A 13724-nucleotide genomic window follows, 5' to 3' on the forward strand; every position below is an offset into this window, starting at 1 on the left:
ATTAACAAGGAAATCGCCCCTATGAATACCGCCGTCAACGCCAACGTAGTGCATGAATCCGAAGCCCAGCGTCAGCACGCCCGAGTGAAAATCCCGGCCAAACTGCGTTTCTTCGGCCCAGACCGGACGCCAGTCGAGGCACGGGTCATCGACCTCTCGGCCGGTGGTCTGGCGTTCAACGCCGGGCAACTGCCGCTCAAGGCCGGCGACGTGTACAAGGCGCGTCTGCAATTCGTGATCGACAACCTCGGCCTGGCCATGGACGTCGAACTGCAAGTGCGCTCCTACGACCGCCAGACCGGCCGCGCCGGTTGCCAGTTCCAGAACCTGGAACCACAGGACATCTCGACCCTGCGTCACCTGATCACCTCGCACCTGGCCGGCGACATCGTCAGCATGGGTGAAGTGCTGGCGACCCTGCAGCGCGACAACTTCACCAAGGCGCGCAAGGTCAAGGACGGCGGCCACGGCATGACCCCGTTCGGGCGTCTGAAAGCGGTGACCTTCAGCGCCGGGGTCTTCGCCATCGGCCTGGTCGCGTTCGGTTTCGTGTTCAAGTCGGTGTACGGCATGTACTTCGTCAGCCATGCGCAGGCGGGCCTGGTCAGCGTGCCGGGGATGAACATCACCATGCCGCGCGACGGCACCGTGCAGAGCCTGGTCAAGTCCGACGGCGTTGCGGCCAAAGGCGCACCGCTGGCGACCTTCAGCACCAGCATGCTCGACGTGCTCAAGGGCCATCTGGACGAAGACCAGCTGCAACCGGCCAAGGTTGAAGAACTGTTCGGCAAGCAAATGACCGGCACCCTGACCTCCCCTTGCGATTGCACCGTGGCCCAGCAACTGGTGGCTGACGGTCAGTACGCGAGCAAGGGCGACGTGATCTTCACCCTGGTACCGCGCAACACCCAGGCCACCGTCGATGCGCGCTTCTCCTATCGCCAGTTCGGTGACGTGCGTCCGGGTACGCCGGTGAGCTTCCAGATCGCCGGCGAAGACAAGACCCGCACCGGCAAGATCGTCAGCAGCACCAGCCTGAAGAGCGCCGACCTGTCCTCCGACATCCGCGTGCAGATCCAGCCGGACGAGCCGCTGGACAGCGCCTTCGCCGGCCGCCCGGTGGAAGTGAACAGCGACCGTGGTCCGAACCTGAACTGGCTGATCGACAAAGCCATGGCTGCCGGTCTTTAAGTCGAGGACATGCCTGTGACTACTCATATCTTGAACACACCGCCGACCCTGTGGGAGCGAGCCTGCTCGCGATTGGATCGCCGCGGTATGTCTGATGCACCGAGTGGCTTGCATCGCGAGCAGGCTCACTCCTACAGGGGGACGGTGTGTGCCTTGGCATTGGCAGTCAGTCTGGCCGGTTGCGCCGGTCTGCCCGACCAGCGTCTGGCCAACGAAGCGCTCAAGCGTGGCGACACCGCCACCGCCGCGCAGAACTACCGCGCGCTGGCCGATCTGGGTTACAGCGAAGCGCAAGTCGGCCTCGCCGATATCCAGGTCGACAGCCGCGACCCCGAGCAGATCAAACAGGCCGAGGCGACCTACCGCGCTGCCGCCGATGTTTCGCCACGGGCCCAGGCCCGTCTCGGTCGCCTGTTGGTGGCCAAGCCGGGCTCGACCGAGGCCGAGCATCACGAAGCCGAAAGCCTGCTGAAAAAAGCCGCCGCCAATGGCGAAGGCAATACGTTGATCCCGCTGGCGATGCTGTACCTGCAATACCCGCACAGCTTCCCGAACATCAACGCCCAGCAGCAGATCGATCAATGGCGCAAATCCGGCTACCCGGAAGCGGGTCTGGCCCAAGTGCTGCTGTATCGCACCCAGGGCACTTACGACCAGCACCTGGATGACGTGGAAAAGATCTGCAAAGTCGCGCTCAACACCACCGACATCTGCTACGTCGAACTGGCCACGGTCTATCAGAAACGTGCCCAGCCGGAGCAACAGGCCGAGCTGATCAAGCAGATGCAGGCCGGTTACAGCCGTGGCACGGTCAGCGCGCAGCGTGTCGATTCCGTGGCTCGTGTACTGGCCGATTCGACCCTGGGCAAGACCGACGAGAAGACCGCGCAGTCGCTGCTCGAGCCGATCGCTCCGGGCTATCCGGCGTCGTGGGTGACCCTCGCGCAACTGCTCTACGACTTCCCGGAACTGGGCGACGTCGATCAGATGATGAAGTACCTGGACAACGGCCGCGCCGCCGACCAGCCGCGCGCCGAGCTGTTGCTGGGCAAGCTCTACTACGAAGGCAAACTGGTGCCGGTCGACGCGAAAGTCGCCGAAGAACACTTTCAGAAAGCCGTCGGCCGCGAAGTCGCCGCTGATTACTACCTCGGCCAGATCTATCGCCGTGGTTACCTGGGCAAGGTCTATCCGCAGAAGGCCCTCGACCATCTGCTGACCGCTGCGCGCAACGGCCAGAACAGCGCCGACTTCGCCATCGCCCAACTGTTTTCCCAAGGCAAGGGCACCAGGCCCGACCCGCTCAACGCCTACGTGTTCAGCCAGTTGGCCAAGGCGCAGAACACCCCGCAAGCCGATGAACTGGCGACCACCCTCGCCGCGCAATTGCCGCCCGAGCGTCTGGCCGAAGCCCAGCGCCTGCTGCAACAGGAACAGGCCAGTCGTGGCGCCCAGAACCCGAACGCATTGCAACTGCACGCCCTGCAAGAAGAAGACGGCGAGGAAAAATTATGAAGTTGAATCCATTCGTGAAGGCCGGTATTGGCCTCACCTTCGCACTGATCTGGTCTTGCCCGACACTGGCTGCGATGACTGAAAGCAAGAACTTCGGCCTGGAAGTGAAAATCACCGGCCAGTCCGAAGACGACCGCGACCTCGGTACCGCACCCGGTGGCGACGTCAACGGTGTGGGCCTGGACCTGCGTCCGTGGGTCTACGGCGAAAGCGGCGCGTGGAGCGCCTACGCCATGGGCCAGGCTGTCACCTCGACCGATATCATCGAAACCGACACCCTGCAGCAGTCCGACAGCGAAGGCAGCCAGACCACCGACAACGGTGATCGCAAGACCAAGAAAAACTACTTGGCGATGCGCGAGTTCTGGGTCGGCTACAGCGGCCTCACCCCCTACCCTGGCGAAATACTCAAGTTCGGTCGCCAGCGTCTGCGCAATGATGACGGCCAGTGGCGCGACACCAACATCGAAGCGCTGAACTGGACCTTCGACACCACCCTGTTGCGCGCCAACGTCGGCGTCGCCGAACGCTTCAGCGAATACCGCACCGACTTGAAAGAGCTGGCGCCCAAAGACAAGGATCGCCTGCACGCCTACGCCGATGCCGCTTACCAGTGGACACCGGGTAACTGGGTCGGCATTCGCGGCCACCACACCCACGATGACGGCAAACTCGACTACGCCGAACCGGGTGTGCCCCGCGACTCGCTCGACAAGACCCAGAACGGTGACATCAGCTGGCTCGGCCTGACCGCCGACAGCGACGCCTACAACTGGCGCAACACCAACACCGTCAACTACTGGGGCAGCATCACCGGCATGAGCGGCGACCGTGACTCGGTCAACCCGCTGAACGCCGACGGCACCGCCCCGGCGCAAGCCAAACGCAGCGATGACATCAACGGCTGGGCCACCGATATCGGTGTGCGTCTGCGCCTTGACCCGCAATGGCAAGTCGGCGGTGCCTATGCCCGCGCCAGCGCCGATTACCAGCAGAACGGTCTGGAGAGCAACCGCTCCAACTACACCGGTACGCGCTCGCGGGTACACCGTTTCGGCGAAGCGTTCCGTGGCGAAATGAGCAACATGCAGACCGCCACCCTGTTCGGTTCGTGGATGCTCAACGACCAATACGACGCCAGCCTGATCTACCACAAGTTCTGGCGCGTGGACGGCAACAAGCCGGTGGGCAGCAACGGCATCAACGCCGTGGAAAACAACACCGACGACGTGACCGGCGCGATCCTCTCCAGCACCTCGCTGCCGCTGCAGGATGGCAACAAGGACCTGGGTCAGGAGATGGACCTGGTGGTCACCAAGTACTTCAAGCAAGGCCTGTTGCCGGCCGCGCTGAGCCAGTCGATCGATGAACCGTCGGCGCTGGTGCGATTCCGTGGCGGCGTGTTCAAGCCCGGGGATGCCTATGGCAGCCAGGTCGACTCGTACATGCACCGCGCGTTCATCGACGTGATCTGGCGCTTCTGATGCAAACCGCCAAGGGAGTGCCCGACATGCACCATGCAAGGAAAGGCTCGATCAGCCTGTTGGCCGGCGCCATGCTGCTGGCCTCGGCGAGCGCCTTTGCCAGTGTCGAACCGGCGGCGCCGCAACCAGGCAAACCGGTTACGACCGCCAAAGAGCTGCAACAAGCCAAGACCTACACCGTCAGCAGCGCGCCGACCGAGGCGCTGGAACTGGCCAAGCCGACACTGCCCGACCTGTCCGGCTTCACCGCCGAGGCCGCTGCCGCGAAAATCGTGCGCAGCAAACCGGGCAAGATCAGCGTGCGCCGGATGATGCAGGAAGACGCCCTGAAGGACTTCATCGGCGGCGACAACAAGATGGCCGAATGGGTGGTGCGTCAGCACGGCATCCCGCAGGCGATCTTCGTCGACGACGGCTACCTGAACCTCAAGGATCTGGCGAAAAAAGTGCCCAAGCAGTACTTCAGCGAAACCTCGCCGGGCGTGTATCTGGCGAAGTTGCCGATCGTGGTCGGGCGCAAAGGCATCCTCGAAATCGATGACCAGACCCAGGAGTTGCGCCTGTCGCAGGAGGCGGGTTCGTTCCTGGTCAACGACGGTCAGCTGTTCGTGCGTGACACCAAGGTCACCGGCTGGCGCGAGAAGGACAACGGCCCGGCCACCTTCCGTACGCCGAAGGAATTCCGTCCGTTTCTGCTCGCCTGGGGCGGCACCGAGACCTACATCGTCAACAGCAAGATGGCCAGCTTCGGCTACGCCAACAGTAAGTCGTACGGGGTGAGTATTTCCCAGTACACGCCGAACATGGCCAAGGTGCTCAAGCGTCCTGAACCGACCGGCTGGATCGTCGGCTCCGAGTTCTCCGACATGTGGTACGGCTTCTACTGCTACGAAACCCGTGACTTCGTGGTCAAGGGCAACACCTACAAAGACAACATCGTCTACGGCATCGACCCGCACGACCGTTCCCACGGTCTGATCATCGCCGAGAACACTGTGTACGGTACGAAGAAGAAGCACGGGATCATTATTTCCCGTGAGGTCAACGACAGCTTCATCTTCAACAACAAGAGCTTCGACAACCACCTCTCGGGCCTGGTGATCGACCGTAACAGCGTCAACAACCTCATTGCCTACAACGAGATCTACAAGAACCACACCGACGGCATCACCCTCTACGAGTCTGCCGACAACCTGCTGTGGGGCAACAAGGTCATCAGCAACAAGCGCCACGGCATCCGCATTCGTAACAGCGTGAACATCCGTCTGTACGAAAACGTGGCCATGGCCAACGGTTTGACCGGCGTCTACGGCCACATCAAGGACCTGACCGACACCGACCGTGACATCAAGCTCGACCCGTTCGACGCCCAGGTGTCGCTGATCGTGGTCGGCGGTGAACTGGCGGCCAACGGCAGCGGCCCGATGGCCATCGACTCGCCGTTGAGCGTCGAGCTGTACCGGGTATCGATGCTGGCGCCGACCAAATCCAGCGGCATCAGCTTCAACGGCATCCTTGGCGAGCGCCAGGATGAAATTCTCGACCTGCTGGTGCGCCAGCAGAAAGCCGTGCTGATCGACCCTGTCGAACGCCAGACCGAAATGCGGGACTGAGGATAATTCCATGCACTCACACTTGATCAAATTACTCAGCCTGTCGGCCCTGACCGTGGGCATTCTGGCGGCGAGCAATGGCGCCCGCGCCGATGAAGCGGCGGGCGCCACCCCGCCGAAGTTCAACGCCGAACCGTGCTGCAACCTGTGCCCGGCCGCCCATGACGCGAAGAACTACACCACGCGTTATCAGCAGAACTTCACCACCCTGGTGCAGGCGCAGGGCGACTGGCTGTTCCGCACGCAGGAAGATTTGCGCACCGAGTTCAACACCACCCCGGCCGGCTACAAGCGCCTGCAACAGCTGCACGATGCGTTCAAGGCCAAAGGCGTCGAGCTGGTGATCGTTTACCAGCCGACCCGTGGCCTGGTGAACCGCAACAAGCTCAACCCGCAGGAAAAAGCCGCGTTCGATTACGAGAAAGCGCTGGGCAACTACAAGACCATGCTCGGCCGTTTCGCGCAGATGGGTTACGTGGTGCCAGACCTGTCGCCGCTGACCAACGAATCGCTGCCAGACACCCTGCCCGCCCACGATTTCTACTTCCGTGGCGACCAGCACTGGACCCCGTACGGCGCACAGCGCACGGCGAAAATCGTCGCCGAGAAGGTCAAGCAGATCCCGGCCTTCGCCGACATTCCCAAGCGTGAATTCGAGACCAAGCGCACCGGGCGCATGGGCAAGACCGGCACCCTGCACAACATGGCCGGACAACTGTGTGGCACCAGTTACGCGATCCAGTACATGGACCAGTTCACCACCGAGCCGAAAGGCGAAGCCGGTGATGGCGACCTGTTCGGTGATTCCGGCAACCCGCAAATCACCCTCGTGGGTACCTCGCACAGCGGCAAGAACTACAACTTCGCCGGCTTCCTCGAAGAGGCGATCGGCGCCGACATTCTCAACGTCGCCTTCCCCGGCGGTGGTCTGGAAGGTTCGATGCTGCAGTACCTGGGCAGCGACGAATTCCAGAAGACTCCGCCGAAGATTCTCATCTGGGAATTCTCGCCGCTGTACCGTCTCGATCAGGAAACCATCTATCGCCAGATGATGTCCCTTCTCGACAACGGTTGCGAAGGCAAAGACGCCCAGATGACCGGCAGCGCCACGCTGAAACCGGGCAGCAAACAAGAACTGCTGGTCAACAGCAAAAACCTGAACCTGCAGAACAGCAGCCACCAGGTCGACATCCGCTTCGCCGACACCTCGGTGAAAACCCTGCACGCCACCCTCTGGTACATGAACGGTCGCCACGAGGACATCAAGATCGAGAAACCGGAAACCTCCGACACCGACGGTCGTTTCGCCTTCGAGTTGCGCACCGACGAAGACTGGGCCTCGCAAAACCTGCTGGCGGTCGAAGTCCAGGGTCCGGAAGCGGGCACCGCGCCACAAAAAGTCGAAGCGAAAATCTGCAAACGCAACGTATTCCCGGGCGCTGGGCAACAAACCGCTCAGGTCGGGCAATGAGGTCTGCTATGCGAAATCCGAAATTGAAATCTTTACTGGCTCCCACCCTGTTGAGCCTGGCGATGTTCGCCGGCGCCACTCAGGCCGCCGCGCCACTGCGCCCGCCGCAGGGCTACTTCGCGCCGGTGGATAAATTCAAGACCGGCGACAAGAGCGAAGGCTGCGACGCTATGCCCGCGCCGTACACCGGTCCGCTGCAATTTCGCAGCAAATACGAAGGCTCGGACAAGGCCCGCGCGACACTGAACGTGCAGTCGGAAAAAGCCTTCCGTGACACCACCAAAGACATCACCACGCTGGAGCGCGGCACCGCCAAACGGGTGATGCAGTTCATGCGCGACGGTCGCCCGGAGCAGCTCGATTGCACGCTCAACTGGTTGACCGCTTGGGCCAAGGCCGACGCGTTGATGTCGAAAGACTTCAACCACACCGGCAAATCGATGCGCAAATGGGCGCTGGGCAGCATGGCCTCTTCGTACATTCGCCTGAAGTTCTCCGACTCGCATCCGCTGGCCGCGCATCAGCAAGAGGCGCAGCAGATCGAGGCATGGTTCAGCAAAATGGCCGATCAGGTGGTCAGCGACTGGGACAACCTGCCGCTGGAAAAAACCAACAACCACTCGTACTGGGCTGCCTGGTCGGTGATGGCAACCGCCGTCGCCACCAACCGTCGCGACCTGTTCGACTGGGCGGTGAAGGAATACAAGGTCGGGGTCAATCAAGTCGACGCCGACGGCTTCCTGCCCAACGAACTCAAGCGCCAGCAACGCGCCCTCGCCTATCACAACTACGCCCTGCCGCCGCTGGCGATGATCGCCAGTTTCGCCCAGGTCAACGGTGTCGATCTGCGTCAGGAAAACAACAGCGCGCTCAAGCGCCTGGGTGATCGGGTACTGGCCGGGGTGAAAGACCCGGATGCATTCGAGAAGAAGAACGGCAAAGAGCAGGACATGACCGACCTGAAAGAGGACATGAAATTCGCCTGGCTCGAACCGTTCTGCACCCTCTACACCTGCCCGCCGGATGTGATCGAGAAGAAGCACGGTATGCAACCGTTCAAGACCTTCCGCCTCGGTGGCGACCTGACCAAGGTCTACGACCCGTCCCATGAAAAGGGCAACAAGGGTTCGTAGGCCGCACACATCCCAATGTAGGAGCTGCCGAAGGCTGCGATCTTTTGATCTTGCCTTCAAAGATCAAGATCAAAAGATCGCAGCCTTCGGCAGCTCCTACAGAGGGCCGGTGTCAGGTTTTAGATTTGTGAGTTGGCCCTCCGGTTCTACGTGGGGGGTTTGGGGGGGGCTTTGGCCCTTGACTGTTGGTTCAAACATGGAGAGATCGGGATGGTATTTTCATCCAACGTGTTCCTGTTTCTGTTCTTGCCGATCTTTCTCGGCTTGTACTACCTGAGCGGGCAACGCTATCGCAACCTGTTGCTGCTGATCGCCAGCTACGTGTTCTACGCGTGGTGGCGAGTGGACTTCCTCGCGCTGTTCGCAGCGGTGACGCTGTGGAACTACTGGATCGGCCTCAAAGTCGGTGCCGCTGGCGTCAGGACCAAACCGGCGCAGCGCTGGCTGCTGCTCGGCGTGGCGGTCGACCTGTGCATCCTCGGCTACTTCAAGTACGCCAACTTCGGCGTGGACAGCATCAACGCGATCATGACCTCGTTCGGTCTGGAGCCGTTTATCCTGACCCACGTACTGTTGCCGATCGGCATCTCGTTCTACATTTTCGAGTCGATCAGCTACATCATCGACGTGTACCGCGGCGACACCCCGGCCACGCGCAACCTGATCGACTTCGCGGCGTTCGTGGCGATCTTCCCGCACCTGATTGCCGGCCCGGTCCTGCGTTTCCGCGACCTCGCCGACCAGTTCAACAACCGCACCCACACCCTCGACAAGTTCTCCGAAGGCTGCACGCGGTTCATGCAGGGTTTCATCAAGAAGGTGTTCATCGCCGACACCCTCGCGGTGGTGGCCGACCACTGCTTCGCCCTGCAAAACCCGACCACCGGTGATGCCTGGCTCGGCGCACTGGCCTACACCGCGCAGCTGTATTTCGACTTCTCCGGTTACAGCGACATGGCCATCGGCCTGGGCTTGATGATGGGTTTCCGCTTCATGGAAAACTTCAAGCAGCCGTACATCAGCCAGTCGATCACCGAGTTCTGGCGCCGCTGGCACATCAGCCTGTCGACCTGGCTGCGTGACTACCTGTACATCACCCTCGGCGGTAACCGCAAAGGCACACTGATGACCTATCGCAACCTGTTCCTGACCATGCTCCTGGGTGGTCTGTGGCACGGCGCGAACATCACCTACATCGTCTGGGGTGCCTGGCACGGCATGTGGCTGGCGATCGAGAAAATGCTCGGCATCAACACCTCGCCGCGCAGCCTCAATCCGATCCGCTGGGCACTGACCTTCCTGCTGGTGGTGATGGGCTGGGTGATCTTCCGCGCCGAAAACCTGCACGTTGCCGGGCGCATGTACGGCGCGATGTTCAGCTTCGGCGACTGGTCGCTGTCGGAACTCAACCGCGCCAGCCTCACCGGTCTGCAAGTGGCAACGCTGGTGGTGGCGTACGCAACGCTGGCGTTCTTCGGCCTGCGTGATCTGTACACCAATCAGCCGCCGGTCAAGACCAAACCTGAAGTCAACGTCGAGGCCGACGGCCCTGCCACTGCGACCCCGGGAATGATCAAGGCCGCACCCGGCGAAAACCCGGCGAACATCCATGAGCCTGGCTACACCGTCGGCGTCGAAGCCCAGGTGCAACCGGCCTACTGGACCGCGGACTGGTCGCGCTATGTGATGCGCGGCTTGATCCTGCTGCTGTTCATCGCCTCGATTCTCAAACTCTCGGCGCAAAGCTTCTCGCCGTTCCTTTACTTCCAGTTCTGAGGGATCTGACATGACCCGCTCATTACGCATCTTCTACATCGCGCTGTTTCTGGTGACCCTGCTGGTGCTCGGTCTGTGGTCGGTGCGCAGCTTCTTCGGCTTCAGCACCAACGCCGACGCGACGGTGCTCAACGGTCGCTGGACCAAAGCCGTGGAAACCCACTACGACGACCAGTTTCCGATCAAGCGTCTGGGCACCAACCTTTGGGCTGCGCTGGATTTCAAACTGTTCAACGAAGGTCGTCCGGGCGTGGTGCTCGGTCGCGATCAGTGGCTGTACAGCGACGAGGAATTCAACCCGATCGTCAACGAAGAGCTGAACCTGCAAGGTAACTACGCGCTGGTCGAAGGCGTGCGCCAGACCCTCAAGGCCAAAGGCGTGAAACTGGTGATGGCGATCGTCCCGGCCAAGGTTCGCCTGTACCCGGAACACCTGGGTGAAGTGAAACCGGCGAGCATCCACGAAAACCTGTATCAGGACTTCCACGCCCGTGTCGCGGCGGACAAGATCCTCGCCCCGGACCTGCTCGGCCCGCTGCAACAGGCCAAGCAGAACGGTCAGCAAGTGTTCCTGCGCACCGACACCCACTGGACGCCTGAAGGCGCCGAGATCGCGGCCAACACCCTGGCGAAAACCATCGCCGACAAGTTCCCGCTCAGCGGCGAGCCGCAGCGTTTCGTCACCACGCCGGCAGAGAAGGTCACGCACAAGGGCGACCTGCGTCTGTTTCTGCCGCTCGATCCACTGTTTGAAAACCTGATGCCGGCGCAAGAGCCGCTGCAAAAGCGCAACACCGTGGCCGCCGCCGAGCAGCCTGCCGGTGACGATGCCCTGTTCGCCAACAGCGAAGTGCCGGTCGCGCTGATCGGCACCAGCTACAGCGCCAACCCCAACTGGAACTTCGTCGGTGCGCTGAAACAAGCGCTGCACAGCGACGTCGTGAACTACGCCGAAGACGGCCATGGCCCGATCCTGCCGATGCTCAGCTACCTGAAAAGCGATGACTTCAAGAACAGCCCGCCACAGGTGCTGATCTGGGAGTTTCCTGAACGATATCTGCCTGTGAACAACGAAATCGGCGACGCCGACCCGCAGTGGGTCGCAGAGCTCAAACAAGCCGGTGCTCGCCAACAAAACGTAGCCATCAACACTAAATCCGAGACGCCCGATCGGGCGCAAAACTGAAAGAGAGGTAACACCATGACTTTCACAACTACTCCTCGTCGTCTCGCAAAACGCTTCGCACTGGTCGCTGGCCTCAGCGTGCTGTCGGTCCAGGCTTTTGCCGGTGGTGACGCCGCACTGTACGGCCCGACCGCACCGAAAGGCTCGACCTTCGTGCGGGTCTACAACGCCAGCAACGCCGAAGTCAGCGCCACCGTCGGCAGCACCAACCTGAGCGATGTTGCGCCACTGGCCAGCAGCGATTTCAGCTTCATGCCGGGCGGCGACTACAGCGCCAAGATCGGCAGCCAGACCCTGCCGGTCAAACTCGCCGGTGACCACTACTACACCCTGGTCAACAACGCGTCCGGCGCGCCGCAACTGATCGAAGAGCCACCATTCAAGAACAAGCAGAAATCCCTGGTGCGCGTGCAGAACCTCAGCGACAAGCCGCTGACCCTGAAGACCGCCGACGGCAAGACCGACGTGGTGCCGAACGTGGCCGCCAAGGGCCGTGGCGAACGTGAAATCAACCCGGTGAAAGTCAGCCTCGCGCTGTACGAAGGCGACAAGAAAGTCGGCGACGTGAAACCGGTTGCCCTGGAGCGCGGTGAAGCAGCCGTGCTGTACGTCACAGGCTCCGGCAGCAGCCTGTCGCCAGTCTGGGTGAAACGCCCGGTGTCGACGCGTTAATCATTTTTCCGATGAGACGCTGATCCCTGTAGGAGCTGCGGCACGCTGCGATCTTTTGACTTTGCTTTTAAAGATCAAGATCAACAGATCGCAGCCTTCGGCAGCTCCTACAGGGGAATGCGGTGGCCTCTCGGTACGAGACAAAAACAAGAGTGAAACGACACAACGTTCGTGCCTCTAACCCAATTGATTTTTATGGAGTAAACAACATGATTCCGGTGATCTTGTCAGGTGGTAGCGGTTCGCGTCTGTGGCCACTTTCGCGCAAACAATTCCCTAAGCAATTCCTCGCCCTGACCGGTGAGCACACGCTGTTCCAGCAAACCCTGGAGCGCCTGGTGTTCGAAGGCATGGACACGCCGATCGTGGTCTGCAACAAGGATCACCGCTTCATCGTCAACGAGCAGTTGGCCAACCGTAACCTCGAATGCCAGCGCATCCTGATGGAACCGTTCGGCCGCAACACCGCGCCGGCGGTGGCGCTGACCGCGATGATGCTGGTCAATGAAGGTCGTGACGAGCTGATGCTGGTGCTGCCGGCCGACCACGTGCTGGAAGACCAGAAAGCCCTGCAACGCGCCCTCGCCCTGGCGACTGTGGCCGCTGAAAACGGCGAAATGGTGCTGTTCGGCGTGCCGGCGACCAAACCGGAAACCGGTTACGGCTACATCAAGTCCACCGCTGATTCGCTGCTGCCCGAAGGCGTCAGCCGCGTTTCGCACTTCGTCGAAAAACCCGACGTCAAACGCGCCACCGAGTACGTCGAATCCGGCGGCTACTACTGGAACAGCGGCATGTTCCTGTTCCGCGCCAGCCGCTTCCTTGAAGAGCTGAAAAAGCACGATCCGGACATCTACGACACCTGCCTGCTGACCCTTGAGCGCAGCCACCAGGACGCCGACACCGTCACGCTGGACGAAGCCACCTTCGCCTGCTGCCCGGACAATTCCATCGACTACTCCGTGATGGAAAAAACCCAGCGCGCCTGCGTGGTGCCGCTGACTGCTGGCTGGAGCGATGTCGGTTGCTGGTCGTCGCTGTGGGAAGTCAACGAGAAGGACGCCAACGGCAACGTCAGCAAAGGCGACGTGGTGATCCAGGACAGCAAGAACTGCATGATCCACGGCAACGGCAAACTGGTGTCGGTGATCGGCCTGGAGAACATCGTCGTGGTCGAAACCAAGGACGCGATGATGATCGCCCACAAGGACAAGGTCCAGGGTGTCAAGCAGATGGTCGCCACCCTCAACGAGCAGGGCCGCAGCGAAACCCAGAACCACTGCGAGGTCTACCGTCCGTGGGGCTCGTATGATTCCGTGGACATGGGCGGGCGTTTCCAGGTCAAGCACATCTCGGTGAAACCGGGCGCGTGCCTGTCGCTGCAGATGCACCACCACCGCGCCGAACACTGGATCGTGGTCAGCGGCACCGCCGAAGTGACCTGCGATGAAAACGTGTTCCTGCTCTGCGAAAACCAGTCGACCTACATCCCGATCGCCTCGGTGCACCGCCTGCGCAACCCGGGCAAGATCCCGCTGGAAATCATCGAAGTGCAATCGGGTTCGTACCTGGGCGAGGACGATATCGAACGCTTCGAAGATATCTACGGTCGCTCCACCCCGATCGAACGCGGCGTGTCGGTGAAAACCATCGCGCAGTGATCACCGCGTAACAAGAAGCCCC

General features: G+C 61.3%; 10 protein-coding genes. All 10 read left to right on the forward strand.

Features of this window, described 5'->3' with window-relative positions:
* The first annotated feature begins 21 nt into the window (after positions 1 to 21).
* The 10 genes from KKQ10_RS17190 (at position 22) to KKQ10_RS17235 (ending at position 13702) form a co-directional block, all read left to right on the forward strand.
* Positions 22 to 1191 (forward strand): alginate biosynthesis protein Alg44, encoded by a 1170-nt coding sequence (locus tag KKQ10_RS17190; RefSeq protein WP_215501766.1) that lies wholly within the window; start codon positions 22 to 24, stop codon positions 1189 to 1191.
* 9 nt (positions 1192 to 1200) lie between these two features.
* Positions 1201 to 2706 (forward strand): alginate biosynthesis TPR repeat lipoprotein AlgK, encoded by a 1506-nt coding sequence (gene algK / locus KKQ10_RS17195; RefSeq protein ID WP_215501767.1) that lies wholly within the window; start codon positions 1201 to 1203, stop codon positions 2704 to 2706.
* Entirely contained in the window at positions 2703 to 4190 is a 1488-nt protein-coding gene (locus KKQ10_RS17200) for an alginate export family protein (protein WP_127651069.1), read from the forward strand. The genes algK and KKQ10_RS17200 overlap by 4 nt, the downstream gene beginning before the upstream one ends.
* Positions 4191 to 4216: 26 nt before the next feature.
* The gene (gene algG, locus KKQ10_RS17205) at positions 4217 to 5803 is read left to right on the forward strand and encodes a mannuronan 5-epimerase AlgG (protein WP_215501768.1); all 1587 of its coding nucleotides are present in this window, start codon (positions 4217 to 4219) and stop codon (positions 5801 to 5803) included.
* A 10-nt stretch (positions 5804 to 5813) separates the two neighbouring features.
* Positions 5814 to 7274 (forward strand): alginate O-acetyltransferase, encoded by a 1461-nt coding sequence (locus KKQ10_RS17210; protein WP_215501769.1) that lies wholly within the window; start codon positions 5814 to 5816, stop codon positions 7272 to 7274.
* Between the two features lie 8 nt (positions 7275 to 7282).
* Positions 7283 to 8407 (forward strand): mannuronate-specific alginate lyase, encoded by a 1125-nt coding sequence (locus KKQ10_RS17215; RefSeq protein ID WP_127651072.1) that lies wholly within the window; start codon positions 7283 to 7285, stop codon positions 8405 to 8407.
* A 210-nt stretch (positions 8408 to 8617) separates the two neighbouring features.
* A complete protein-coding gene (locus KKQ10_RS17220) occupies positions 8618 to 10183 on the forward strand; it encodes an MBOAT family O-acyltransferase (RefSeq protein ID WP_127651073.1) in 1566 nt (521 codons plus the stop codon).
* Between the two features lie 10 nt (positions 10184 to 10193).
* On the forward strand, positions 10194 to 11369 hold the full coding sequence (locus KKQ10_RS17225) for an alginate O-acetyltransferase (RefSeq protein WP_127651074.1): 1176 nt from the start codon (positions 10194 to 10196) through the stop codon (positions 11367 to 11369).
* Between the two features lie 15 nt (positions 11370 to 11384).
* The gene (locus KKQ10_RS17230) at positions 11385 to 12041 is read left to right on the forward strand and encodes an alginate O-acetyltransferase AlgF (RefSeq protein ID WP_127651075.1); all 657 of its coding nucleotides are present in this window, start codon (positions 11385 to 11387) and stop codon (positions 12039 to 12041) included.
* Between the two features lie 209 nt (positions 12042 to 12250).
* Positions 12251 to 13702 carry a mannose-1-phosphate guanylyltransferase/mannose-6-phosphate isomerase gene (locus tag KKQ10_RS17235; protein ID WP_215501770.1) on the forward strand — a complete coding sequence of 484 codons (1452 nt, stop codon included), beginning with the start codon at positions 12251 to 12253 and terminating at the stop codon, positions 13700 to 13702.
* Positions 13703 to 13724: the final 22 nt, after the last annotated feature.

The sequence above is a fragment of the Pseudomonas sp. MG-9 genome (genome assembly GCF_018729515.1).
In the GTDB taxonomy this organism is placed as follows: Bacteria; Pseudomonadota; Gammaproteobacteria; order Pseudomonadales; family Pseudomonadaceae; genus Aquipseudomonas; species Aquipseudomonas serboccidentalis.